General features: G+C 29.5%; 26 protein-coding genes. 15 read left to right on the forward strand and 11 right to left on the reverse strand.

The features are described from left to right. Positions 1 to 873 (reverse strand): alpha/beta hydrolase, encoded by an 873-nt coding sequence (locus ACWYN7_RS03605; RefSeq protein ID WP_462858482.1) that lies wholly within the window; start codon positions 871 to 873, stop codon positions 1 to 3. A gap of 98 nt (positions 874 to 971) precedes the next feature. Between ACWYN7_RS03605 and ACWYN7_RS03610 the strand changes: the two genes are divergently transcribed. From ACWYN7_RS03610 to ACWYN7_RS03625, 4 genes are all read left to right on the forward strand, one after another. Then, positions 972 to 1,967, forward strand: coding sequence for an NAD(P)H-dependent glycerol-3-phosphate dehydrogenase (locus ACWYN7_RS03610; protein WP_462858483.1), 996 nt, complete (start codon positions 972 to 974; stop codon positions 1,965 to 1,967). A gap of 148 nt (positions 1,968 to 2,115) precedes the next feature. Then, positions 2,116 to 2,775 (forward strand): hypothetical protein, encoded by a 660-nt coding sequence (locus tag ACWYN7_RS03615; protein WP_462858484.1) that lies wholly within the window; start codon positions 2,116 to 2,118, stop codon positions 2,773 to 2,775. A 2-nt stretch (positions 2,776 to 2,777) separates the two neighbouring features. Further along, the gene (locus ACWYN7_RS03620) at positions 2,778 to 4,052 is read left to right on the forward strand and encodes an MFS transporter (RefSeq protein WP_462858485.1); all 1,275 of its coding nucleotides are present in this window, start codon (positions 2,778 to 2,780) and stop codon (positions 4,050 to 4,052) included. A gap of 17 nt (positions 4,053 to 4,069) precedes the next feature. Next, complete coding sequence (locus ACWYN7_RS03625; RefSeq protein WP_462858486.1) at positions 4,070 to 4,711, forward strand: CPBP family intramembrane glutamic endopeptidase; 642 nt, start codon at positions 4,070 to 4,072, stop codon at positions 4,709 to 4,711. A 46-nt stretch (positions 4,712 to 4,757) separates the two neighbouring features. Here the strand turns inward: ACWYN7_RS03625 and ACWYN7_RS03630 are convergent, their stop codons facing one another. The 6 genes from ACWYN7_RS03630 to glpK form a co-directional block, all read right to left on the reverse strand. Further along, positions 4,758 to 5,096, reverse strand: coding sequence for a hypothetical protein (locus ACWYN7_RS03630; RefSeq protein WP_462858487.1), 339 nt, complete (start codon positions 5,094 to 5,096; stop codon positions 4,758 to 4,760). Positions 5,097 to 5,239: 143 nt separating this feature from the next. Next, positions 5,240 to 6,886, reverse strand: coding sequence for a glycerol-3-phosphate dehydrogenase/oxidase (locus tag ACWYN7_RS03635; RefSeq protein WP_462858488.1), 1,647 nt, complete (start codon positions 6,884 to 6,886; stop codon positions 5,240 to 5,242). Beyond that, positions 6,883 to 7,191 carry a type II toxin-antitoxin system RelE/ParE family toxin gene (locus ACWYN7_RS03640; protein WP_462858489.1) on the reverse strand — a complete coding sequence of 103 codons (309 nt, stop codon included), beginning with the start codon at positions 7,189 to 7,191 and terminating at the stop codon, positions 6,883 to 6,885. Before ACWYN7_RS03640 ends, ACWYN7_RS03635 begins: the two co-directional genes overlap by 4 nt. Next, the gene (locus ACWYN7_RS03645; protein ID WP_462858490.1) at positions 7,173 to 7,415 is read right to left on the reverse strand and encodes a hypothetical protein; all 243 of its coding nucleotides are present in this window, start codon (positions 7,413 to 7,415) and stop codon (positions 7,173 to 7,175) included. The genes ACWYN7_RS03640 and ACWYN7_RS03645 overlap by 19 nt, the downstream gene beginning before the upstream one ends. Positions 7,416 to 7,475: 60 nt before the next feature. Then, positions 7,476 to 8,018 carry a pyridoxamine 5'-phosphate oxidase family protein gene (locus ACWYN7_RS03650; RefSeq protein ID WP_462858491.1) on the reverse strand — a complete coding sequence of 181 codons (543 nt, stop codon included), beginning with the start codon at positions 8,016 to 8,018 and terminating at the stop codon, positions 7,476 to 7,478. A 14-nt stretch (positions 8,019 to 8,032) separates the two neighbouring features. Beyond that, on the reverse strand, positions 8,033 to 9,517 hold the full coding sequence (gene glpK, locus ACWYN7_RS03655) for a glycerol kinase GlpK (protein ID WP_462858492.1): 1,485 nt from the start codon (positions 9,515 to 9,517) through the stop codon (positions 8,033 to 8,035). A 79-nt stretch (positions 9,518 to 9,596) separates the two neighbouring features. Here glpK and ACWYN7_RS03660 point away from each other — a divergent pair, with 79 nt between their 5' ends. Together ACWYN7_RS03660 and ACWYN7_RS03665 are read left to right on the forward strand one after the other, a co-directional pair. After that, positions 9,597 to 11,072, forward strand: coding sequence for a Na+/H+ antiporter NhaC family protein (locus ACWYN7_RS03660; RefSeq protein WP_462858493.1), 1,476 nt, complete (start codon positions 9,597 to 9,599; stop codon positions 11,070 to 11,072). A 65-nt stretch (positions 11,073 to 11,137) separates the two neighbouring features. Beyond that, positions 11,138 to 11,626 carry a hypothetical protein gene (locus tag ACWYN7_RS03665; RefSeq protein ID WP_462858494.1) on the forward strand — a complete coding sequence of 163 codons (489 nt, stop codon included), beginning with the start codon at positions 11,138 to 11,140 and terminating at the stop codon, positions 11,624 to 11,626. A 1-nt stretch (position 11,627) separates the two neighbouring features. Here the strand turns inward: ACWYN7_RS03665 and ACWYN7_RS03670 are convergent, their stop codons facing one another. Both ACWYN7_RS03670 and pheS read right to left on the reverse strand, forming a co-directional pair. After that, entirely contained in the window at positions 11,628 to 12,023 is a 396-nt protein-coding gene (locus tag ACWYN7_RS03670; protein ID WP_462858495.1) for a hypothetical protein, read from the reverse strand. A gap of 114 nt (positions 12,024 to 12,137) precedes the next feature. Then, positions 12,138 to 13,157 carry a phenylalanine--tRNA ligase subunit alpha gene (gene pheS / locus ACWYN7_RS03675; RefSeq protein ID WP_462858496.1) on the reverse strand — a complete coding sequence of 340 codons (1,020 nt, stop codon included), beginning with the start codon at positions 13,155 to 13,157 and terminating at the stop codon, positions 12,138 to 12,140. Between the two features lie 207 nt (positions 13,158 to 13,364). On the opposite strand from pheS, the gene gdhA reads away from it, so the two are divergent. From gdhA to ACWYN7_RS03720, 9 genes are all read left to right on the forward strand, one after another. Further along, positions 13,365 to 14,708 carry an NADP-specific glutamate dehydrogenase gene (gene gdhA, locus ACWYN7_RS03680; RefSeq protein ID WP_462858497.1) on the forward strand — a complete coding sequence of 448 codons (1,344 nt, stop codon included), beginning with the start codon at positions 13,365 to 13,367 and terminating at the stop codon, positions 14,706 to 14,708. Between the two features lie 85 nt (positions 14,709 to 14,793). Further along, complete coding sequence (locus tag ACWYN7_RS03685; RefSeq protein WP_462858498.1) at positions 14,794 to 15,417, forward strand: LysE family translocator; 624 nt, start codon at positions 14,794 to 14,796, stop codon at positions 15,415 to 15,417. A 110-nt stretch (positions 15,418 to 15,527) separates the two neighbouring features. Beyond that, positions 15,528 to 16,367, forward strand: coding sequence for an alpha/beta hydrolase family protein (locus ACWYN7_RS03690; protein WP_462858499.1), 840 nt, complete (start codon positions 15,528 to 15,530; stop codon positions 16,365 to 16,367). Positions 16,368 to 16,461: 94 nt separating this feature from the next. After that, positions 16,462 to 17,544: a DNA polymerase IV gene (gene dinB, locus ACWYN7_RS03695; protein ID WP_462858500.1), complete on the forward strand. Its 1,083-nt coding sequence runs from the start codon at positions 16,462 to 16,464 to the stop codon at positions 17,542 to 17,544. 52 nt (positions 17,545 to 17,596) lie between these two features. Continuing rightward, positions 17,597 to 18,043, forward strand: a complete 447-nt coding sequence (locus ACWYN7_RS03700; protein ID WP_462858501.1) for a GNAT family N-acetyltransferase — start codon at positions 17,597 to 17,599, stop codon at positions 18,041 to 18,043. Positions 18,044 to 18,109: 66 nt separating this feature from the next. After that, positions 18,110 to 19,219: an NAD(P)/FAD-dependent oxidoreductase gene (locus tag ACWYN7_RS03705; protein ID WP_462858502.1), complete on the forward strand. Its 1,110-nt coding sequence runs from the start codon at positions 18,110 to 18,112 to the stop codon at positions 19,217 to 19,219. A gap of 110 nt (positions 19,220 to 19,329) precedes the next feature. After that, a complete protein-coding gene (locus ACWYN7_RS03710; protein ID WP_462858503.1) occupies positions 19,330 to 19,860 on the forward strand; it encodes a YceI family protein in 531 nt (176 codons plus the stop codon). Positions 19,861 to 19,979: 119 nt separating this feature from the next. Further along, entirely contained in the window at positions 19,980 to 20,429 is a 450-nt protein-coding gene (locus ACWYN7_RS03715; RefSeq protein ID WP_462858504.1) for a 3-oxoacyl-ACP synthase, read from the forward strand. A 39-nt stretch (positions 20,430 to 20,468) separates the two neighbouring features. Continuing rightward, positions 20,469 to 21,344, forward strand: coding sequence for a helix-turn-helix domain-containing protein (locus ACWYN7_RS03720; protein ID WP_462858505.1), 876 nt, complete (start codon positions 20,469 to 20,471; stop codon positions 21,342 to 21,344). A 171-nt stretch (positions 21,345 to 21,515) separates the two neighbouring features. Here the strand turns inward: ACWYN7_RS03720 and ACWYN7_RS03725 are convergent, their stop codons facing one another. Both ACWYN7_RS03725 and ACWYN7_RS03730 read right to left on the reverse strand, forming a co-directional pair. Then, complete coding sequence (locus ACWYN7_RS03725) at positions 21,516 to 22,481, reverse strand: ABC transporter ATP-binding protein (RefSeq protein WP_462858506.1); 966 nt, start codon at positions 22,479 to 22,481, stop codon at positions 21,516 to 21,518. Positions 22,482 to 22,487: 6 nt separating this feature from the next. Next, positions 22,488 to 22,970, reverse strand: coding sequence for an ABC transporter ATPase (locus ACWYN7_RS03730; RefSeq protein WP_462858507.1), 483 nt, complete (start codon positions 22,968 to 22,970; stop codon positions 22,488 to 22,490). Positions 22,971 to 23,021 lie beyond the last annotated feature (51 nt).

Below are 23,021 nucleotides of genomic sequence, written 5' to 3' on the forward strand. Positions count from 1 at the left end.
TTATAGGTTGTATAAGTAAGTAATTGTATCTAAAAATTCAGCACTCCAAAAAGCTTCATTGTGTTGGCCTTTAGGAACAATTTTAGTTTTTATATTTTCTCTAGGAAAACCAGTATTTAGCAATAGTTTTTCCATTTTTTCGGTGTCTGGTAACATAGTACTGCCTTCATTGCCACCAATTAAAAGATAGAGTTTTGTCTTTTTCTGATTTCCATTTTGCTTTGCAAAAGCATACACATTATTAGAAAACCAAAAAGAGGTAGAAAGTGCACCAATTTTACCAAAAACATCAGGATATTTTAATCCACCATAAAACGAAATTAATCCACCTAAAGAGCTACCAATAATTGCAGTGTGTTTGGCTTTCGGCTTTGTTCTGTAATTTTTATCAATAAAAGGTTTTAACTCATTTACTAAAAAATCTACATAAATTGCACCTTTTCCTCCTCCGTATTTAGGGTGAGTCCATGCTGTATATTCTTCAATTCTTTTATCACCACCATTTTCTATTCCAACTACTATAAAACCCTTATCAGTATTCTTATAAAGTTCGTTTAGGGTTTCATCAACATTCCATTCTTTACCATAAGCAGCGGTTTCTACATCAAATAAATTTTGAGCATCGTGCATATAAATTACAGGAAATTTTTGTAATCTAGAATTATAGTCAGGAGGTAAGTAAACCCAAATCTTATGATGTTTATCATTTAAATCTTTAATAACAAATTCTTTATCTAAAATTGATACGTTTTCTGCTTTTGTAGATTTGCTGTTTTCTATATTAGTTTTGCTTTTGGTTGTTTTTATAGATTGCCCTTTACAAGCAATCATTAAAAATAAAAAACCAAATAAAAGAGAAACTTTTGTTTTCAATGTATAGAAAAATTAGCGTTACACAAATATAATAATTCGCAAATGCATTCATCTATAGATAATACTTTTATTACTTTTGATTTTAAAATGAAACACTAATGGATGAACATCAAAAAATAGCGGTTTTAGGAGGTGGAAGTTGGGCAACAGCCATTATTAAAATGTTGATGGAAAATTTAGATAGTATTGGTTGGTACATGCGTAATGAACAAAACATTGAGCATATTTTAGAAAATGAACACAATCCTAAATATTTAAGTTCTGCTGAATTACAAGTAGAAAAACTAGATTTATCTAGCGATATTAATTACACAGTTGCTAATTATGATATTTTAATTTTTGCAATTCCGTCTGCTTTTTTAACCATAGAACTAAATAAATTAAATGCTTCTTTAAATAACAAAACAATCTTTTCTGCCATAAAAGGTATTGTGCCAGAAACAGGATTAATTGTTGGCGAGCATTTTAATCAACATTTTAATATTCCATTAGAGAATATTGGTGTTATAACAGGACCTTGCCATGCAGAAGAAGTAGCCATGGAGCGTTTATCTTACTTAACAATTGCTTGTATTGACGAAAATAAAGCCGAAAAAATGGCAAATGCCATACAAAGTTGGTATATAAAAGCTACTATTTCTGATGATATTATTGGTACAGAATATGCAGCAATGTTAAAGAATATTTACGCAATTGCAGCAGGTATTGCTCATGGTTTGGGTTATGGAGATAATTTTCAGTCTGTATTAATGAGTAATGCAATTAGAGAAATGAAACGTTTTATAAAAAAAGTACATAAAATGAAACGTAACATTAACAACTCTGCGTATTTAGGCGATTTATTAGTAACAGGATATTCTACCTTTAGTAGAAATAGAATGTTTGGTAATATGATTGGTAAAGGATATACTGTAAGATCTGCGCAACATGAAATGAGTATGATTGCAGAAGGTTATTATGCCACAAAAAGTGCCTATAAAATTAAAGAAGAAAATAAAGCCAATACACCAATTATAGATACAGTTTATAAAATTTTGTACAGCAATAAAAACCCTAAAAAAGAATTTAACAAGTTAACCAATAAGTTAGATTAGTTTTAGAAATCTTTTAATGTTGAGGTTTTGTTTAAATGTTTAAAATTAAACAATCTAAATCTTTAAAGTATATATTTTCAGCTAAGTAGAATAGGTAATCATAAATTGTTTATTTTTGAACAATTATTTATAATTTTAAACTTTTACTATGAAAACAATACAAGAAGTTGTTGAAAGTACCATCAGAAAAACACCTTTTATAGAGGAAGCTTTAAATGAAAAGTTGATAAATGTTTCTTCTTTGGCTAGAATTATTTTACCTGAAGTTTCAGAAATTTTAAAGAAAGATGTTAAAGTAGGTGCTGTAATGATGGCAATTAACAGATTATCTCCTGCTAGTGAACTTCGTATTCGAAAAAACATTAAACGCTTAGCTTTAGATTTGGGTGATGTTATTGTACGCTCAGATTTATGCGATTTCACGTTTAAAAACACACCTTCTTTACTCAAAGAAATTGCAAAAATATTAACCAAATCTGCAGAAAATTCTGATTACTTTTTAACAGTTTCTCAAGGTATTTTCGAAACAAATATTGTTACAAGTAAAAATTTAAGACCTTACGTAGAAGAAATATTTGAAAATGAAACACTAACACACAGTATGTTAGAGTTAGCATCTATTACTATTAAACTACCAAAAGAAAATTTAGAACAATCTGGTATTTACTATTTTATTTTAAAACAATTGGCTTGGGCAGATATACCTTTACAAGAAATTATTTCTACAACAAACGAAATGACAATTGTGGTAAAAGAACAAGATATTAACCAAACTTTTGCCATTTTAATGGATATGAAATTAAGCTAACTATGGCTAAACAAGACCCTTATGCAGCATTAAGAATAAGAGAATTCAATATTTTTTTATTGGTAAGATTTCTATTAGTTTTTGGGTGGTCTATGCAATTTATTGTTATAGAATGGCAAGTATATTCCATTACAAAAGATCCACTTTCTTTAGGCATTATTGGTTTAATGGAAATTATACCTGCATTTTCTATGGCACTTTTTGCGGGTCATATTGTAGATCAAAACGAAAAAAGAAACTTGTTGGCCATTTGTACAGCAGCTTTTTCGTTCATAAGTTTGGGTTTATTTTTATTAACCTCTAATAATTTTGTGAATAACTGGTCTACAAATTCAATTTTATATGCTATTTATGGATTGGTTTTTTTTGGCGGATTTTTACGTTCTTTTTTCGGGCCAACAATTTTTTCTTTAGTGGCACTTTTGGTTCCTAAAAAAATATATCATAATGCTGCTACTTGGAGCACAAGTACCTGGAAAACAGCTTCTGTTTCTGGAGCTCTTTTTGGTGGTTTTTTTATCAGTTGGATTGGCGTAGACAAAACACTATGCTTAGTTTTTATACTTGTAATTTTATCTTTAATAATCCTTTTTCAAATAAAAAAGAAACCGATTTTAAACACAAAAATTGGTGAGCCAATGATGCAAAGTTTAAAAGTTGGTGTAAAGTTTGTTTTTAAAAACAAGGCTATTTTAGGGGCTTTAAGTTTAGATATGGTTGCTGTTTTATTTGGTGGTACTGTAGCTATTTTATCGGTATTTGCGCAAGATATTTTAAAGGTTGGGCCAGAAGGTTTTGGCCTTTTAAATGCTTCTATTTCTATGGGAAGTATTTTAACTATGTTTATTACAACTTACATTCCCATCCACAGAAACACAGGTAAAAAAATGTTGATTTCTGTCTTTATTTTTGGATTGAGTATTATTGCCTTCGGATTATCATCTATATTCTGGGTAAGTCTTTTAGCATTATTTATAAGTGGTGCTGCAGACGGAATTTCTATGGTGATAAGACAAACCATTTTGCAATTAAAAACACCAGACGAAATGCGTGGTAGAGTATCTTCTGTAAATTCTATGTTTGTGGGTTCATCAAACGAATTAGGTGCTTTTGAAAGTGGTTTGGCTGCTAAATTATTAGGACCAGTTACTGCTGTTGTTTTTGGTGGTACAATGACTTTAATTACAGCTGTTACCACAGGAATTGTGAGCCCCACAATTAGAAACCTAGATTTAACTGCAGATATAGAAACTGATGAAAAAGAAGACCAGTTATAGCGTTTTTAAAGGCTAAAATGAAACGATTATTACAATCATCTAACACTATTAAACTTATAGAAATACTAGTTCTATTTGCTGTTTCGCCTATAGTACTTTTATTACCAATTTCTATCTTTATTAAAGTTATTTATGTTGGTTTGGGTGTGGTTTACATCACTTTAATTTCCATATTTATAGAAAAATTTCAAAAAGAAAAACTTGATAAAGAATTACGAATTAGAGCCTTTAAACATATTGCGTTTCGTTTTTTGATCATTGTTTTAGCAACTACATTGGTTTTGTATTATCAAAATAAAGAAGATTTGTTTAATGTAATTGTAAATAAACCAGATTTATGGTTAAAGTTTAGTGGAGTTTATATCCTGTTTTCGGTAATTCCTCAAGAACTAATTTATAGAACTTTTTTTGTAAAACGATATCAAAGTTTAGTTGAAAAGCAATGGATGTTTGTTTTTATAAACTCGGTATTATTTTCTTTTGCACACCTTTGGTTTCAGAGCTTTACAGTTTTGGCTTTTACTTTTGTGGGAAGCTTGCTTTTTACAAATACTTACTTAAAAACCAAATCTACATGGCTAATTATTTTAGAGCATTCTATTTACGGAGTTTGGCTATATACAGTGGGTTATGGAGAATTATTTATGTTTCCTGTATAAATAAAAAACCGCTTTTTGATTTTTTCAAAAAACGGTTAGTACATGTTTATTTTAATAATTTAAGAGCTATTATTGATTTAACTTTAAAGGTCTTTTCAGAGTTTTCCTCTTCTTCTTCATCTGTTTCATTGACTTCTTTTTCTACCCAAATTATGGCAAATTTTTTGTTCAGGTTTTCGTCATCTTCTAAACTGATATCAATATCATCATTGTAATCGTAAAATAAATATTCATTTTTATCAGCATCAACAAACTTGTAATATTGATCTTCTGTTAAGCCTAAAAATGTAGCTGTTAATTTATTCGATTTTTCTTGAACGTTTGTAGTAAAAGAGAAAGACGCAGTAACAAGTAGCACAAGTGCTACCACATATAATTTTTTCATTTATTTATAATTTTTTAAGTTGTTTTTAAAATATAGTAGCCATTCTTTTTCTTAAAAGAACATGCTTTTTTTCGGAGTAAATTGAACTATATTTTCATAGGCCAAAAAATTATAAAATAACTATAGTAAATGTAAACTATTTTTTAATTGAATGTACAAGCTAATGTTAAATTTTTATCTAATTCTTGTGATTTTTTTTCAGTGGTATTATCATCCCAATGAAACTGATTTTTAAATAGTTGAGTTACATAATCTTTGTAAAGATCTACACTAGTTTTATCAAAAAACAAACGACCTGTTCTACGCATAAAAAAATCGGTTGGACTGCAAGCCATCTCGTAATTTATAGCAAACCAAACTTCTGCATTTATCATTTTTTCTTGCATATTATCGTGCATTATATCATCAAATTTTTGAAGGATAATGTCTGTCTGTTTCCCATAATTATGTACTAAATATTCTGCATCTTTTCTGTTAAAATCTACTTCTGCAATTCTATTTTGTATGGCATCTGTATAACTTTTAACTTCATCGTAATTTTTAAAAGTACCACCAGAAAGTACAATATCTTTAGTTTTAATCTCTTCGAATTCTTTGTTAAATCTGCGTTTGTATTTTTTATCAACTAAATCTACAATACGTTCTGCCATTTTACGATAACCTGTTAATTTACCACCAGCAATAGAAATTAGTTCTGTATCAGACACAAAAATTTCATCTTTTCTAGACAATTCAGAAGCCGATTTTCCTTCTTCGTGAATTAGAGGACGTAAACCAGCCCAAGAAGATTGAACATCATCTAAAGATAAATTGATGTCTGGAAACATATTATTTACAGCAGAAATTAAATACGTTGCATCTACTAAATTGGTGTTTACGTTTTCTTTATCTAGTTGATAATTGGTATCTGTAGTACCAAAATAAGTTACTTTTCCACGAGGAATTGCAAACATCATTCTACCATCAGGAATATCGAAATAAACAGATTGTTTTACAGGTAATTTTTCGTGAGCAACAACCAAATGAACTCCTTTGGTTAAGTGTAAACGTTTGCCTGTTTTTGAGTGATTAATTTGCCTTAATTCATCTACCCAAGGTCCGCAAGCATTTACTACATATTTGGCTTTTATTTCGTAATTATCATCAGACAAAACATCTTTTACTTTTGCACCAACCACTCTTTTATCTTTGTAAATAAACTCGGTAGCTTCTGTATAATTAATGATTTTTGCATCGTAATTTAAAGCTGTTTTTAAAACTTCTATGGTTAAACGAGCATCATCTGTTCTGTATTCTGCGTAAAAACCAGCACCATTTAAAATCTTATTTGGTAGTAAAGGTTCTTTTGCTAAAGCTTCTTCTTTATCTAGCATTTGTCTTTTGTCTTCGCCTTCTACTGCAGCCAAAATATCGTAAACTTTTAATCCTATAGACGTTAGCCAAGAACCATAAGTTCCTCCATCAATTAAAGGTAAAATCATTTTTTCTGGTACTACCAAATGCGGAGCTAATTTGTGCACAATTGCACGTTCTGTGCCCACTTCTTTTACCAACCAAAAATCGAATTGTTTTAAATAACGTAAACCACCGTGAATTAATTTTGTTGATTTGCTCGAAGTTCCTGAAGCAAAATCACCTTTTTCTATTAAGGCTACTTTCATACCTCTAGAAGCTGCATCTAAAGCGATTCCTGCACCTGTAATTCCACCACCAATAATTAAAATATCAAACTCAGTTTCTTTTAAGTTTGATTTAATTTCTGCTCTTTTAAAGTATGAGAAGTTTTTCATTTTTGTAAAATTTTCAAAAGCTTTTTAGGATTTTGTCTATTATCCCAAAAAGCAGAAATTATAATTTCTGTTGGTGTTATTTTATAAAAAATACTGTAATTATTTAAAGAAGCAACTCTTATTTCTTTGAAACTTGTTTCCTTATAAGAGTAGGGGTTTTTAGCAATTTGAAGAGTTCTGTTACTGACAATTTTAATCAATTTTTTTGAGAAAACTGTAGATTTATTTCTTTTTACCCAATACTCAAGAATACCAACAAATTGTATGTCTGCAGTTTTTGTCCAAACTACATTGCGTTTAACCATTCAAAATTTCTTTTATTCATAGCTTCTTGAGAAATTACATTACCATTTTTAATATCATTTTCACTCATTTCTAACATTGTAATTTGCTCTTCTGTGAATTCAATTTCTTCAGAATTTATTTTACTTGTAGAAATCAATTTATCAATTGCCTCCAAAACATCTTTATTATTAATAGATTGTAACTTGTCTATTAAGCTATTTCTTATGTTATCAATTGTTTTCATCCCTCTTAAATTTATATAAATATCTTAAAATAGATTTATCTAAACAAATATCAAATGTTATTATTCTAAAATGTTTGTTGGTAAACCATCAATACTAGTTTGATTTTTATCTTTCCAATAGTTTGCAATGCCTTCTTTGCCTTGTTCTGTAGCCCAGTCATTCAATTCATTTCTTTCGCCTTTATATTCAAAAAATGGAATAGACATTCCACAAGAAGTTTGTGCAGAATCTACAGTAATATCAAAAATTTGACGCGTTCCTGGAGTTTCTGGAAACAGTTGAATTAATTCATCCCAAGAAGCATCACCTTTTTTAATTTCTTTGCCTTTTCCATACAAACGCAAAATATTAGGAGCACCTTCAAAAGCACAAAACATAATTGTTATACGTTCATTTTCTAATAAATGAGCAGCAGTTTCGTTTCCACTGCCTGTAACATTTAACCATAAAACTTGGTTTTCATTCATCACCCTAAAAGAATCCATACCTTTTGGAGATAAGTTTATTCTACCAGAATTTGGAGCAGTTGCCACAAAGAATATTTTTTGAGCTTCGATAAATTTTTGAAGTCTTGAGGTAATTTTAGTATAAAATTTTGACATATTTTTTTAGATTTTTAATCGATCCAATTTTTAGAACGCTCAACAGCTTTTAGCCATTTTTTATAAAGACGTTCTCTTTTTTCTTCTGATATTTTTGGTAGAAATTCTTGGTCTATTTTTTTATCGGTTTCAATATCTTCTAACTGCCATAAACCTACACAAATTCCTGCTAAATATGCAGCACCCATAACAGTAGTTTCTGTATTTTTTGGTCTGTCTACAGCAGTGTTTAAAATATCTGCCTGAAACTGCATTAGCAAATTATTTGCACTTGCACCACCATCAACTTTTAAGGCTTTTAAAGGTGTTTCTGCATCGTTTTGCATGGCAATTAACAAGTCTTTGGTTTGGTAAGCCAAAGATTGTAAAGTGGCTTTTATTAAATGATTTTTACCTGTATCTCTAGTTAAACCAAAAATTGCACCTCTTGCATACATATCCCAATAAGGAGCACCTAAACCAGCAAATGCAGGCACTACAATTACGGGGTTTACTTCATCTACTTTTTCTGAAAAAAACTCACTTTCTTCTGCAGATTCTATAATTTGTAATCCATCTCTTAACCATTGAATTGCAGCACCAGCAACAAAAACACTGCCTTCTAAAGCATAATATACTTTGTTGTTAATTCCCCAAGCAATTGTGGTTAGTAAACCGTTTTTAGAATATTGAGGTTGTGTGCCTGTATTCATCAATAAAAAACAACCTGTACCATACGTGTTTTTGGCTTCGCCTTTTTTAAAGCAAGTTTGTCCAAAAAGCGCTGCTTGTTGATCGCCAGCAATACCTGCAATCGGAATTTTACATCCATCTAAATTAAAATCACCAAAATGATAAGAAGAAGGTTTAACTTCTGGCAATACGTTTTTTGGAATGTTTAAGGCTGATAGAATAGTAGCATCCCAACACAAATTGTTGATATCAAAAAGCATGGTTCTAGATGCATTACTGTAATCTGTGGCGTGAATTTTTTTGTCTGATAAATTCCATAAAAGCCAACAATCTATTGTGCCAAAAAGTAAATTTCCTTTTTTAGCTTCTTCTTTTGCGCCTTTTACGTTTTCTAGAATCCAATGAATTTTTGTTCCAGAAAAATACGCATCAACCACTAAACCAGTTGTTTTTTTTATGTGATGTTCTAATCCTTTATTTTTTAAATCCTCACAAATATTTGCGGTTCTTTTATCTTGCCAAACAATAGCATTATAAATTGGTTTTCCTGTGTTTTTATTCCAAATTACAGTAGTTTCTCTTTGATTTGTAATGCCTAAACCTACAATATCTTTAGGTTGAATATCGGCTTTTTGTATCACCTTTTTTAAGGTAGATAATTGAGTTTCTAAAATTTCTAAAGCATTATGTTCTATCCAACCAGTTTCTGGAAATATTTGTTGAATCTCTTCTTGTTCTATGGCTACAATACTTCCTTTTTCGTCAACAATTACAGTGCGTGAACTTGTTGTACCTTGATCTAAAGCTAAAATATATTTTTTTGACATTTTTGGTAAAATCAGATTCACAATTTACAAAATAACAAGTATATAAATTATTACCTTTAGCAAAATAAAAACGTCTTTTATGGAATATGGATTTCTGTCAGTAATACCACCAATTGTTGCCATTATTTTAGCACTTAGAACCAAGCAAGTTTATATTGCTTTGCTTTTTGGAATTTGGTTTTCTTGGTTCATTGTAAAAGGTTGGAATCCTTTAGAAGGAACTTTAGCCATGATAGAAGGTATGGTTAACGTTTTTCAATCGAAAGGAAATACAAGAACCATTATTTTTAGTGCTTTGGTTGGTTCTTTGCTGGTATTTATTCAATATTCTAGAGGTGTAGAAGGTTTTATCAATTTTATCAACAAAAAACTGGTAAAACTAGAAGCAAAAAAATCTGGATATAGTAGAGTTATGGTTCAAATTTTGGCAACGCTTACAGGATTGTTATTGTTTGTAGAAACCAGTATTTCTTCTTTAACAGTTGGTACTTTATACAGACCAATTTTTGACAAATTAAAAATTCCTAGAGAAAAACTGGCTTACATAGCAGATTCAAGTTCAGCACCTTCATCAATCTTAATTCCTTTTAATGCTTGGGGAGCATTTATTATGGGTTTGTTGTTAACACAAGGTATAGAAAAACCGTTTTCGGTGATGTTAGCCTCTATTAAATATAACTTTTATCCACTTTTAGCAATCGGAATTTTATTCTTCATCATCTTATCAAAAAAGGATTTTGGATTGATGAAAAAAGCAGAAAAAAGAACTAAAGAAACAGGTTTGTTAATGAACGAAGGTTCTAAACCAATGATTTCTGATGAGGTAACTTCTTTTCCGCCAAAAGAAGGTATTGAGGCCAAAGCGTATAATATGATTGTGCCACTTTTGGTGATGGTTTGTATGATGCCAATTAACTTAATTTATACAGGTTGGGATGCCGTAAAAGAAGCAACCTCATTTTTAAATCATGCTTCTTTAGCCATTGGTGAAGGTTCTGGTTCATCATCGGTTTTATATTCAGTAATTACGGCTATTTTAGTAGCAATTATGATGTATTTTGTTCAAGGTATTTTAAAACCAAAAGAAGCCGTAAACCTAACTTTAAAAGGAATTAGCGAGTTAATGCCTTTGGCTTTGTTAATGTTATTGGCCTTTGCTATTGGTGATGCTTGTAAAGTTTTAGATACTGGTAATTACGTAGCAAATATTACAGAAAGTTGGTTGTCTCCAGAATTGTTGCCTGCTGTTGTTTTTGTGGTGAGTTCTTTTATTGCATTTTCTACAGGAACTTCTTGGGGAACCTTTGCTATTATGTTGGCAATTTCTGTACCTATGGCAAATATTCATAATGCAGATTTAACAATTGTAGTTGCTGCAACTTTAGGAGGTGGAATTTTTGGAGACCATTGTTCGCCAATTTCAGATACTTCAATTATTTCATCAATGGCTTCTGCTAGTGATCATATAGACCACGTAAAAACACAATTGCCTTATGCTTTATTTGGTGGAATTATTACCACTATTTTGTATTTAATTATTGGGTTTTTGGGTTGATGAAAAAATAAACGTAAGACCTTTCAGGTTTTTAAAACCTGTAAGGTCTTATAAAATGAACCAAAATGAAAGAAAAAGGAATCATAAAGAAAACAACAGAAACTATAAGTGAAGGAGCAGACCAAATTTTTGAACAATTCAAAAATGGCATTTCTAAAATTGGGGATATAGGAACAAGTACTAAAAACAAATTTGTTGATTATGTTAAAGATGTTTTTAATGTTTTACCAATATTAGAAAAAGCAGGTTTTAGAACCAACAGATTAATTGTTGGTGTTTCTATTCCTCCATCAATAGAAATTCATTTTAGTAGATTTAAAGAAATTAATAAGGATAAAATAGACATTTTATACGAAGAATATAAAGACAAAAAAATGTTTAAGTTGATTTTAAAATCTTTGTTAATGTCTAATGATTTTCAATCAAAATTATCCTCAGAAACTATGGTTTTTTCAGAAACCTGTATTGAAATATCAATTCCGCCAAAAGTTAGCATTAAATATCTAAACAAAGATATTGCCAACTTGCATAAAATAGAAGCTGATTTTGATTAATCTAACCAGCCAAAACTCCACGTTTATTTAGCTCAGTTATCATACGTAAAGCACCTTCTTTAATGGTGTTTTCTTTAAAGATAAAAGTTTTTTCATACAAAGTATTTCCTTCAAAAAAAGTAACTTGAAAACGATTGTTCAATTTGAATAATTCAGGTTGAATTAATTCAATCTTAGCAAAAGAATTTGCAGGTAATTTGTCCAGTTTTTTACGCAATAAAGAGGTGGTTTTCGTATCAGAAAAACCTTGAGAAACAATTACAAGCATTTCTAAATCAACATTTTTTTTATTGATGATGTACACATTCCAATCGTCTGTTTTATAAATATCATTGTATTCATAAACAACAGCCATTTCTACATTTGTAACTTCTGGTATTTGGATGTCTTTTTTCACTTGTGCTGAACTTGTTTCAGTATCTTTTTTTTGCCACGAATTACACAAATTTTCACGAATACATTTCGTAAAGATTTGAGTTCCTTCTCTTTTGGAAGGCTAGGATGGGCTTCTTTAGATTATTGATTTAAATTGCTCTAAGAAACGCTTATCGTTTTCATAAAACATTCTAATATCTGGTATTTGGTATAACAACATTGCAATACGTTCTATACCCATTCCAAAAGCGTAACCAGAATATTTTGTAGGATCAATGTTTGCATTTTTCAACACATTTGGGTCTACCATTCCACAACCCATAATTTCTAACCAACCAGTACCTTTTGTAATTCTGTAATCAGTTTCAGTTTCTAATCCCCAATAAATATCTACTTCTGCACTTGGCTCTGTAAACGGAAAATAAGAAGGTCTTAATCTAATTTTAGACTTTCCAAACATCTCTTTTGTAAAATATAAAAGCGTCTGTTTTAAATCCGCAAAAGAAACATCAGTATCTATATATAAACCTTCTACTTGATGAAAAATACAGTGTGCACGAGCAGAAATATCTTCGTTTCTAAAAACTCTTCCAGGAGAAATAGTTCTAATAGGTGGCTCGTTATTTTCCATGTAGCGTACTTGCACAGAAGAAGTATGTGTACGCAATAAAATATCTGGATCTTGTTCTATAAAGAACGTGTCTTGCATATCTCTTGCAGGATGATATTCTGGTAAATTTAAAGCAGTAAAGTTATGCCAATCGTCTTCAATTTCTGGTCCTTCAGAAACTGTAAAACCAATTCTATTAAAAACTTCAATAATTTGGTTTTTTACTAAAGATATTGGATGACGAGATCCTAATTCAATAGGTTCAGAAGGTCTTGTTAAATCACCATAAACTCCTTTTTCTTCTATGGCACTTTCTAAAGATTCGTTTAAAGCTGCAACTTTACCTTCAGCAGCATTTCGTAATCTATTTAAAGCTTGTCCTAAATCTTTTTTTAGTGATGCATCAACATTTCTAAATTCAGCAAATAAACCTTTAAGTAAACCTTTGCTACCCAAATATTTAATTCTGAATGCTTCTACTTCGTCTTTTGTGGTTGCTTTAAAAGCATCAACATCTCCAATAAGTTCTTTTACTTTATCTAACATTTTAAAATAAAATTATGCTGCAAATTTAAACTTTTTTAAAGAGTTTAAGATTGCTTTTACTAATAAATGAGGTGATGCAAACGAAATCGATTGAAATAAGGGCAATTAAATATATTTAAGAAAACTTTTGTATTTTATCATATTGAAAAATAACTATCTTTGCTGCGTTAAATTTTATTAATATCATAATAAAGTATGGAAGAAAATATGAAATCCAAAATTGATGGCTTCATGAAGTTGGTAGAACAACGTAATGGTCATGAACCAGAATTTTTACAAGCTGTACAAGAAGTTGCAGAAACTGTAATTCCTTATATCATTGATAATGATATTTATTTTGGGAAAAACATTTTATTAAGAATGGTAGAACCAGAAAGATTAATTTCTTTTCGTGTATGCTGGGTAGATGATGATGGAGAAATTCAAGTAAACAGAGGATATAGAGTACAAATGAATTCTGCAATTGGTCCATATAAAGGAGGTTTGCGTTTTCATCCTACAGTAAATGCTAGTATTTTAAAGTTTTTAGCTTTTGAACAAGTATTTAAAAACTCTTTAACAACATTACCTATGGGTGGTGGTAAAGGAGGTTCTGATTTTGATCCTAAAGGAAAATCAGACAACGAAATTATGCGTTTTTGCCATGCTTTTATGACAGAATTATTTAGACACATTGGCCCAAGTACAGATGTACCTGCTGGAGATATTGGTGTAGGTGCAAGAGAAATTGGTTTTATGTTTGGTATGTATAAAAAACTAAATAACGAGTTTACAGGTGTTTTAACAGGTAAAGGTCAATCTTGGGGAGGTTCTTTAATTAGACCAGAAGCTACAGGTTATGGAGCTGTATATTTTGCAGACAATATGCTAAAAGTTAAAAACGATTCTTTTAAAAATAAAACAGTTGTAATTTCTGGTTCTGGAAACGTAGCACAATATGCTGCAGAAAAAGCCATAGAATTAGGTGCAAAAGTAGTTACATTATCAGATTCTAGTGGTTATATTTATGATGAAGAAGGTATAGATGGCGAAAAGTTAAAGCACGTTATGTATTTAAAAAATGAAAAACGAGCTAGAATTAGTGAGTATTTAGAAAAATACCCGAATGCTAAATATGTAGCAGAAGATAGACCATGGTCTGTTAAATGCGATATTGCTTTGCCTTGTGCAACTCAAAACGAGTTAAATGGAGAAGAAGCAAAAACATTAATAAAAAATGGTTGTATGTGTGTTTCTGAAGGTGCAAATATGCCTTCTACACCAGATGCTATGCATACATTTCAAAATGCAAAAATTTTATTTGCACCAGGAAAAGCGAGTAATGCTGGGGGAGTAGCTACTTCTGGTTTAGAAATGAGTCAAAATGCACTAAGAATGAGCTGGACTCGTAAAGAAGTAGATGAAAAGCTAAAAGATATTATGGAAGATATTCATGACTCTTGTGTAGAATATGGTAAAAATGAAGATGGCTCTATAGATTATGTTAAAGGAGCAAATATTGCCGGTTTTGTAAAAGTTGCAGACGCAATGTTAGCACAAGGAATTATCTAAGAAATCTTTTTTGAGTTATTATATGTTGTAAACGCATCAATTTATTGATGCGTTTCTTTGTTTCTTTGCTATATAATAACAAACCATGACCTTTATTTTCTGCTTACTTTTGGGTTTTGTAATTGCTGCAATGGGTAGCATTACACCTAGTTTTTTAAATTTAACTGTAGTAAAATATAGTTTAAGAAATGGCAAAAAACCTACTTTTTACTTAATTGCTGGTTATGCAACAGTATTGTTTTTTCAGGCAAATTTAGGGGCTTATTTGGCCAATATTTTAATGAAAAACTCAGAATATATCACCTTAATTCAACAAATAGGAACAGGTATATTATTTCTATTATCTGTTAATTTTTTTCGAGTTTATTATTCATCCAAAGAGCAAAAAAAGGAAAAAGAAATTCCGAAATCTAAATCTTATTTCTACGGAATTTTAATGTCGTTGTTAAATATGATGGCCATTCCTTTTTACTTTACTTTTATATCGCTTTTAATTGGTTTTGAGTATTTTAACTACAGTTATTTAAATGCGTTTTATTTTTCAATTGGTTCTACAATTGGTTCTTTTACGCTTTATACAATTTATGCTATTGTTGCCAAAAACATAGAACACAAACTAACTTTTATAGCATCTAAGATGGATTTTATCTTAGGATGTTTAACCGGTTTTGTAGCTATAGGTAACTTAATTTATCTGCTCAATAAATAATAATAATCACCCAACGTTTTAATGATTAGTGCATTTATCTATTTTTAAGTTTTATTGCAGCTTGTTTTGGTAACTTTACTATATTTAAACTTGTTATATAATTATTTCTGATGAAAATACTTAAAAATATAATTGTTGATGGCATTCATCAAAAACCAATTGTTACGGATGTTTTTTACAATCCAAATAATCAACCTAAAAAAGTAGTTATTTTTTGTCATGGTTATAAAGGTTTTAAAGATTGGGGACCTTGGAATTTAGTAGCAGAACATTTTGCAAAAGCCGGTTTTTTCTTTATAAAATTCAATTTTTCTCATAATGGAGGCACCATAGAGCAGCCTATAGATTTCCCAGATTTAGAGGCATTTGGAAATAACAATTACACCAAAGAATTAGATGATTTAAAAACTATTATTGATTGGATTTCTACTGAAAACACGTATAAAAACGAGGCCAATATTGATGATATTTCTCTGATTGGACATAGTAGAGGAGGAGGAATTGTGTTATTAAAAGCTAATGAAGACAATCGTGTTAAAAAAGTAGTAACACTAGCAGCAGTTTGCGATTTTGGCAAAAGAAGCTCAACTATTGGCGATTTAGAAAACTGGAAAAAAAACGGAGTTAAATTCGTTGTTAACGGAAGAACAAATCAGCAAATGCCTCATTTTTATCAGTTTTATGAAAATTATAAGCTAAATGAAGCTCGTTTAAGTATTCCGAATGCAGTTAAAAATTTAAATATTCCACAGTTAATTATTCACGGAAATAAAGATGATGCTGTTTTTATATCCGAAGGAGAAAATCTAAAAAAATGGAATCCAGAAGCACAATTTAAGGTTATAGAAAACGCAAATCATGTGTTTAATGTTTCTCATCCTTGGCATAAAAATGAATTAACCAAAGAGCTAAAAGAAGTAGTAGAAATTTCTATTGATTTTTTACAATAAAGTGTTTTTTATAATTAAAATAGTTCTATATTTTTAACAAGATTGCTATAAAAACTCACAATCAGAAACACTAACTTTTTTGTAAATTCGAAAGATGGAATTACAACCTCCTTTTCGTAAAATTATTCATGTAGATATGGATGCGTATTATGCATCTGTAGCGCAATTAGATAATCCTGAATTAAGAGGAAAAGCCATTGCTGTTGGTGGAGGAGGTGATAGAGGTGTAGTTTCTGCTGCAAGTTACGAAGCTCGTAAATTTGGTGTAAAATCTGCAATGAGCAATGTTTTGGCCAAGCAGAAATGCCCACACATTATTTTTGTGAAATCCGATTTTGCTAGGTATAAAGAACTCTCTTCGAAAATTCGAGAAATTTTTTACGATTACACAGATTTGGTAGAACCTTTGTCTTTAGACGAAGCCTATTTAGATGTTACCGAAAACAAAAAAGGAAATCCGTCTGCCAATGATATTGCCAGAGAAATAAGACAGCGCATTTACAATGAAATTGGTTTACGAGCATCTGCAGGTATTTCTATTAATAAATTTATTGCAAAAGTTGCTTCGGATATCAATAAACCCAATGGACAAAAAACGGTTCATCCAGATGAGGTAATTCAGTTTTTAGAAGAATTGCCTGTTAATAAATTTTATGGAGTGGGTAAAGTTACTGCTGCAAAAATGTACAATTTAGGCATTTTTGTAGGCAATGATTTAAAGCAAAAATCATTAGAAGAACTTACCAATCTCTTTGGTAAATCTGGTAAACATTATTACAATATTGTAAGAGGTATTCATAACAGCCCAGTAAAACCAAACAGAATCAGAAAATCTGTTGGTGCAGAACGTACTTTTTTTGAGAATATATCATCAGAAATTTTTATGCTAGAAAAACTAGAAAATATTGCTGATGAAATTGAAAAACGAATGCTAAAATCGAATACCAAAGGGAAAACCATCACCCTAAAAATTAAATATTCCGATTTTACACAACAGACCAGAAGTAAAACTGTAGATCATTTTATGAGCACTAAAAAGGAGTTTTTTCCTATTGTAAAAGAATTGCTTTTTCAAGAAAAATTAAAAAACTCGGTTCGTTTATTAGGCATTTCTTTTGGCAATTTAAATACAGTAATTAAAGAACCAGTTTGGGTTCAATTAAAATTTGAATTTTAAGACACACTTTCCTGCAAGGTTTTGAAAAACTTGTAGGTTTAACTCAAAAAAGATGAAAATAGTTAGAACAAATTCAGAAAACCAAGACTTTATAAATCTAGTAAAACAATTAGATGCGTATCTAAAAATTACAGATGGAGATGAACACGATTTTTACAATCAGTTTAATAATATCGATGTTCTAAAAAATGTGGTTTTAATTTATTTAAATGATATTGCTGTGGGTTGTGGAGCCATTAAAAAAATGGATAACTCTGCTGCAGAAGTAAAACGGATGTTTGTTTCTTCGGATAAAAGAGGCAAAGGAATTGCTCAAAAAATACTCACTGAATTAGAGGTTTGGGCAAAAGAAATGGGCTATAAAAAGTGTATTTTAGAAACCGGTAAAAGACAAGTTGAAGCCGTAAATTTTTATCATAAATGTAAGTATAAGGTAATTCCAAATTACGGACAATATGCTAAAATGGAAAACAGTATTTGTTTTGAAAAAGAGCTTTAAATTATAAACCATTTAGACCTCACAGGTTTCTAAAACCTGTGAGGTCTAGAGGATAAAAAAACAATAATGAATTATAGTTATTGGGAATTAAAAGAATGGTTTACAAACCTCGATTTTACAATTGTGGGTAGTGGAATTGTGGGCCTAACTTGTGCTTTAGAACTCAGAAAAAAGCATCCAAAAGCTAAGATTTTAATTCTAGAAAAAGGAATGTTGCCTCAAGGAGCAAGTACTAAAAATGCAGGTTTTGCTTGTTTTGGCAGTTTATCTGAACTAATAGACGATTTAAATTCGCACACAGAAGAAGAGGTTTTTAACTTGGTAAAAAAACGCTGGGAAGGTTTACAACTTTTAAGACGAAATTTAGGTGATGCAACCATCGATTTTCAGCAAAATAAAGGTTTTGAATTGTTTAAAAATCAGGCTTTATTTGAAACCTACTTATCAAAAAAAGATGAAATAAATAAGTTGCTAAAACCCATTTTTAAAGAAGATGTTTTTTCTGTTTCTGATAATATCTTCGGATTTCAAAAAGTGCATCAAAAATACATTGTCAATCAATTTGAAGGTCAGATTGATACTGGAAAAATGGCAAGTCAATTGCTTTTAAAAGCCCAAAAAAACGGAATTAAAATCCTGAATAATATCACCCTAAAAAGTTTTGAGGAAAATAACAGTCAAGTAGATTTAAAGACAAATAGAATCAACTTTAAAACCAAACGCCTTTTTATTTGTACCAATGGTTTTGCAAGTCAATTATTAAACGAAAAAGTGAAACCTGCTAGAGCACAAGTTTTAATTACAAAACCAATTAAAAATTTACAGATTAAGGGCACTTTTCATTTAGATAAAGGTTATTATTATTTTAGAAATATAAACGATAGAATTTTATTTGGTGGTGGCAGAAACCTCGATTTTAAAACAGAAGAAACTACAGCGTTTGGGCAAACAAAAATAGTTCAAAACGAATTAGAACGGATTTTAAAAGAAACCATTTTACCCAATACAAAATTTGAAATTGAACACAAATGGAGTGGAATTATGGGTGTGGGTAGTCAGAAAAAAGCAATCGTAAAACAAGTTTCTAATACTGTTTTTTGTGGAGTTCGTTTAGGAGGAATGGGCATTGCCATTGGTAGTTTAGTGGGCAAAGAATTGGCAGAATTAGTTGAGTAATTTTTTTAGAAAATATTAATATTGAGTGTTTTAAATACTTAAGATTTTTATTTTAAAATACATTTATAAAGAAATTTTTACTAAATTGGTGACTTAAACAATTCCCCCTTATGTTAAAACGTTCCCTTTATTTCGTTCTGTTTTGCCTTTCCAGTACTATTTTTTCTCAAGAATGGCAGCAAAATTCTAGTCAAGCTTTATTTTCAGTAAAAAAACTCGGTATCAATGTTGTTGGTAATTTTAATGATGCTAAACTGTACACCAACTTTAATTCTAATGATTTAGAGAATAGTTACATTAACTTAAAAATTAGAGTAAAATCAATTTCTATGAAAAGAAAAAATAGAGAAAAATTGATTTTAAAAAGAAAATATTTCTTCGAAGACAATTATAAATACATTCAATTTAATTCTTCAAAAATAGAAAAAAAGGAAAATGGAGTTTTTTTTCTACTTGGTATTTTAAAAATAAAAGGAATTGCAAAAAAGGTTCAAATTCCGTTTGAAGTATCAGAAAATGGAAAAAAAATTACCATCAAGTCGATTTTTAAAATTAACAGAAAAGATTTTAATATTGGAGAAAACGATGTAAGTTTGTCTAAATCTGCAAGCATAAAATTAGAATTTACAGGAACTACATAACACTCAATTAAATATATTTTGGTTGATGAATCCTATCAACCAAAATAGAAAAATTATCAGTTTCAATTTCTATATTCATTCTATTGTTTTTAGATTCGTTTTGCAATTTTGTTAGTATAATGGATGTTAAAATAGCGCTTTTTAATCAGTGCAAGGAGTTTGTAAATAAACGTTTGCAAACTGTAGAAGAAATTATATCTTCTAATCAAAAAGCATTGCAATCAGAAACAAAAAGTTCTGCTGGTGATAAGCACGAAACAGGTAGAGCAATGTTGCAACTAGAAATGGAAAAAGCAAGTCAGCAATTGGCAGGAATTTCTGTAATGAATCAAATTTTAGCTAAAATTGATGCATCAAAAACATCAGAAATTGCTCATTTAGGCAGTGTAATTATTACAGATAAAGCCAATTATTTTTTAAGTATTTCTGCAGGTAAATTAACCGCTTTTGGTAAAGATTATTTTGCAGTTTCTGTATCATCGCCAATTGGCAAAATTTTATTAGGTAAAAAAGTAAACGACACTTATTTGTTTAATAAAATGAATTATAAAGTTATGTTGATAAAATAATTAGTAATTTTATTGGCAATATAAATCCCCCTAAAAAAAATGCCATTAGTTTCTTTCTTTGTTGATTATGGACTCAATTATTCGATTTCTAAATTTAGGATTGCAAAAATACCTGAATTATTAACATCGGATATTTCAGGTTTAATTACGCAAAACCATAAAGTTAATTCCTATATTTTAATTTTTATCGAAAAGAATTTAGGAAGGCACTCTGTTGGGTATACTGACTATTACTACACAAAAGGTACAGTTTTAGCTATAAGAAAAAATAAAGTACACCATTTTTACAAGAACAATAAGGTTGAAGGTTACTTTTTAATATTTAGTGATGATTTTTTAAATAGTTATTTAAATCAAAGAGAAGTTGCTAAAATTATTCAGTTGTTTAGCGAGTTTTTAGTATCGTCTAAAACACAATTAAAAGAAGATGAGTTCACTGAAGTTTTTTACCTTTTAAGGAAGATAGAAAAGGAGTTTACAGAAAAATCTGATGAATATTCTTTTAAAATAATTAGAAGTTTATTGCATATTTTAATTACGTTACTGCATAGAATTAAATCTAGAGGTCACAATAAAGTACAGTTAAGTAACTATTTAAAGGAATTTATAAAATTTCAGAATTTATTAGAGAGCGATTATGGTAAAAGTAAAAAGGTAAAATACTATGCCAATAAATTAGGTTTTTCTACTAAAAAGTTAAATACTATTGTACAATATATAGCAAATAAACCTGTAAAATCTTTTATTGATGATTTAGTTATTACAAAAGCAAAAAGTTTTCTGTTAAACACTAATATGTCTGTAAAAGAAATCGCTTTTAACCTAGGTTTTAAAGACCCTTCTAATTTGTACAAATATTTTAAGAAACATACTTTTAATACTCCAGAGTCTTATCGAAAAAAATATAAGAATTAATTTTTCCCATTTTTACAGTCTTAATGCTAGTTTTTACCTTACATTAAAGTATTTTCTTTGTATTTTTGATTTACAATTTTATTGTTATACTATTAGAATTATCCCTCCAACTTTCTTTCTTTTAAATAAATAATAGTTATTTATTAGAAAGTTTATAATTCAGGTGCACCTTTACTCTTTGGAGTTTGGGTGTTTTTTTATAGAAATATGAACAATTTTTCCTTTGCTTAAATAAATAGAATGTTTCAAAAATACAGTCTGATTTTTAAAATTTACTTCAAGTAACCAATAATTACCTTTAAAATAAGAGTTGATAACTGTTGCTTTTATCAAATTAGATTTATTTTTAGAAGCAGAGGTTTCTATAATTTTAATTTGATGAGGATATAACAAATAGTTGTTGTTATTTAGTGTAATTTCGTTGATATCATCAAACAACGCAGCAATGTATTTTTCTGTTGGATTGTTATAAATTTCTTTAGGATTATCGTTTATTAAAATTGTATTATTTTTAATTACCAATAAATAATCTGCAAAAGAGAGCGCATCATTTTTATCGTGCGTAGCAACAATACATGCAATATTTTTTTCTTTTAAATAACCAAAAAGGTTTCTTCTAAGTGTATTTTTTTTAAAATTATCTATTTGTCCAAAAGGTTCATCTAACAACAATAATTCTGGTTCTTTAGCCAAAGCTCTTGCAATGGCTACTCTTTGTTTTTGCCCACCACTTAAATTTTTAACCATTGTGTTTGCAAAAGCACTCATTTCTATAACAGCCAATAATTCTTGTGTTCTTTTTTCACTTTCTTCTGGATAAAAACGAGATAAGAATTTTTTAATATTTTCAGAAACAGAAATATAGGGCATTAAATCAAAATCTTGGGCAACGTATTTAAACTTATCAAACCCAGGAACTAGATGAAAAGCGGGGCCTAGAATTTGTTCGTCGTTCCAAAAAATTTTACCTTTTTGTAGATCTACTAAACCATAAATAGATTTTAATAAAGTAGATTTTCCACAACCACTTTCGCCCATAACACATAAATGCTCTCCCTTTTTTAAGCTAAAGTTAAAGTTTTCTAGAACGGTTTTGGTTTTAGAATATCCAAAAGAAAGGTGTTGTACTTTAAGCATAAAAAATTATAAAAAACGATTGTACCAACTTTCTTCTATAGGGATTTCCCAAAAGTTTTTAAAATCGTGATTGTTGGCAATTAGGTTATCAAAAATGATGGTTTTACCAGTAAGCGCTTTGTTTTTTAGTAACTTTTTAAAGTCTTTAAGTTCTTTATATTGTACAAATTCACCTTGCTTAAAACAGACGTTCATTTTGTCTAAAAGTTCTATATTATACGTTTCTTGTAGTTCTAAAATAAAGGCAACAGAAGCATCTATATCTGCATTTGTTAGGGGTGATTTTTCATCATCTGCAACCAAAACAATAAATCTATTGTGTAAAAATTGATAAGAAGCAATGAAGTTTTCGTCTTCTTTTTTCCAGTTTTCTACAAAGTGTTTAATTTTATTTTCTAGCGCTTCAATTTCTGTTTTATAAAATTTTCTGCTAGATGGGTAAACCCACACTTTAGCATCATCAGAAATTGATTTATAATCTACAAACATAACCAGTTATTAAGATTGCAAATATACGCAAAGAAAAACCGCAAACCTGAT

It is taken from the genome of Polaribacter sp. M10 (assembly GCF_054968445.1).

Excerpts from the sequence above, each read along its gene's own strand:
- ACWYN7_RS03610 (WP_462858483.1), top strand. The coding sequence starts at position 972 with ATGGATGAACATCAAAAAATAGCGGTTTTAGGAGGTGGAAGTTGGGCA.
- ACWYN7_RS03615 (WP_462858484.1), top strand. The coding sequence starts at position 2,116 with ATGAAAACAATACAAGAAGTTGTTGAAAGTACCATCAGAAAAACACCT.
- ACWYN7_RS03620 (WP_462858485.1), top strand. The coding sequence starts at position 2,778 with ATGGCTAAACAAGACCCTTATGCAGCATTAAGAATAAGAGAATTCAAT.
- ACWYN7_RS03625 (WP_462858486.1), top strand. The coding sequence starts at position 4,070 with ATGAAACGATTATTACAATCATCTAACACTATTAAACTTATAGAAATA.
- ACWYN7_RS03630 (WP_462858487.1), bottom strand. The coding sequence starts at position 5,096 with ATGAAAAAATTATATGTGGTAGCACTTGTGCTACTTGTTACTGCGTCT.
- ACWYN7_RS03635 (WP_462858488.1), bottom strand. The coding sequence starts at position 6,886 with ATGAAAAACTTCTCATACTTTAAAAGAGCAGAAATTAAATCAAACTTA.
- ACWYN7_RS03640 (WP_462858489.1), bottom strand. The coding sequence starts at position 7,191 with ATGGTTAAACGCAATGTAGTTTGGACAAAAACTGCAGACATACAATTT.
- ACWYN7_RS03645 (WP_462858490.1), bottom strand. The coding sequence starts at position 7,415 with ATGAAAACAATTGATAACATAAGAAATAGCTTAATAGACAAGTTACAA.
- ACWYN7_RS03650 (WP_462858491.1), bottom strand. The coding sequence starts at position 8,018 with ATGTCAAAATTTTATACTAAAATTACCTCAAGACTTCAAAAATTTATC.
- glpK (WP_462858492.1), bottom strand. The coding sequence starts at position 9,517 with ATGTCAAAAAAATATATTTTAGCTTTAGATCAAGGTACAACAAGTTCA.
- ACWYN7_RS03660 (WP_462858493.1), top strand. The coding sequence starts at position 9,597 with ATGGAATATGGATTTCTGTCAGTAATACCACCAATTGTTGCCATTATT.
- ACWYN7_RS03665 (WP_462858494.1), top strand. The coding sequence starts at position 11,138 with ATGAAAGAAAAAGGAATCATAAAGAAAACAACAGAAACTATAAGTGAA.
- pheS (WP_462858496.1), bottom strand. The coding sequence starts at position 13,157 with ATGTTAGATAAAGTAAAAGAACTTATTGGAGATGTTGATGCTTTTAAA.
- gdhA (WP_462858497.1), top strand. The coding sequence starts at position 13,365 with ATGAAATCCAAAATTGATGGCTTCATGAAGTTGGTAGAACAACGTAAT.
- ACWYN7_RS03685 (WP_462858498.1), top strand. The coding sequence starts at position 14,794 with ATGACCTTTATTTTCTGCTTACTTTTGGGTTTTGTAATTGCTGCAATG.
- ACWYN7_RS03690 (WP_462858499.1), top strand. The coding sequence starts at position 15,528 with ATGAAAATACTTAAAAATATAATTGTTGATGGCATTCATCAAAAACCA.
- dinB (WP_462858500.1), top strand. The coding sequence starts at position 16,462 with ATGGAATTACAACCTCCTTTTCGTAAAATTATTCATGTAGATATGGAT.
- ACWYN7_RS03700 (WP_462858501.1), top strand. The coding sequence starts at position 17,597 with ATGAAAATAGTTAGAACAAATTCAGAAAACCAAGACTTTATAAATCTA.
- ACWYN7_RS03705 (WP_462858502.1), top strand. The coding sequence starts at position 18,110 with ATGAATTATAGTTATTGGGAATTAAAAGAATGGTTTACAAACCTCGAT.
- ACWYN7_RS03710 (WP_462858503.1), top strand. The coding sequence starts at position 19,330 with ATGTTAAAACGTTCCCTTTATTTCGTTCTGTTTTGCCTTTCCAGTACT.
- ACWYN7_RS03715 (WP_462858504.1), top strand. The coding sequence starts at position 19,980 with ATGGATGTTAAAATAGCGCTTTTTAATCAGTGCAAGGAGTTTGTAAAT.
- ACWYN7_RS03720 (WP_462858505.1), top strand. The coding sequence starts at position 20,469 with ATGCCATTAGTTTCTTTCTTTGTTGATTATGGACTCAATTATTCGATT.
- ACWYN7_RS03725 (WP_462858506.1), bottom strand. The coding sequence starts at position 22,481 with ATGCTTAAAGTACAACACCTTTCTTTTGGATATTCTAAAACCAAAACC.
- ACWYN7_RS03730 (WP_462858507.1), bottom strand. The coding sequence starts at position 22,970 with ATGTTTGTAGATTATAAATCAATTTCTGATGATGCTAAAGTGTGGGTT.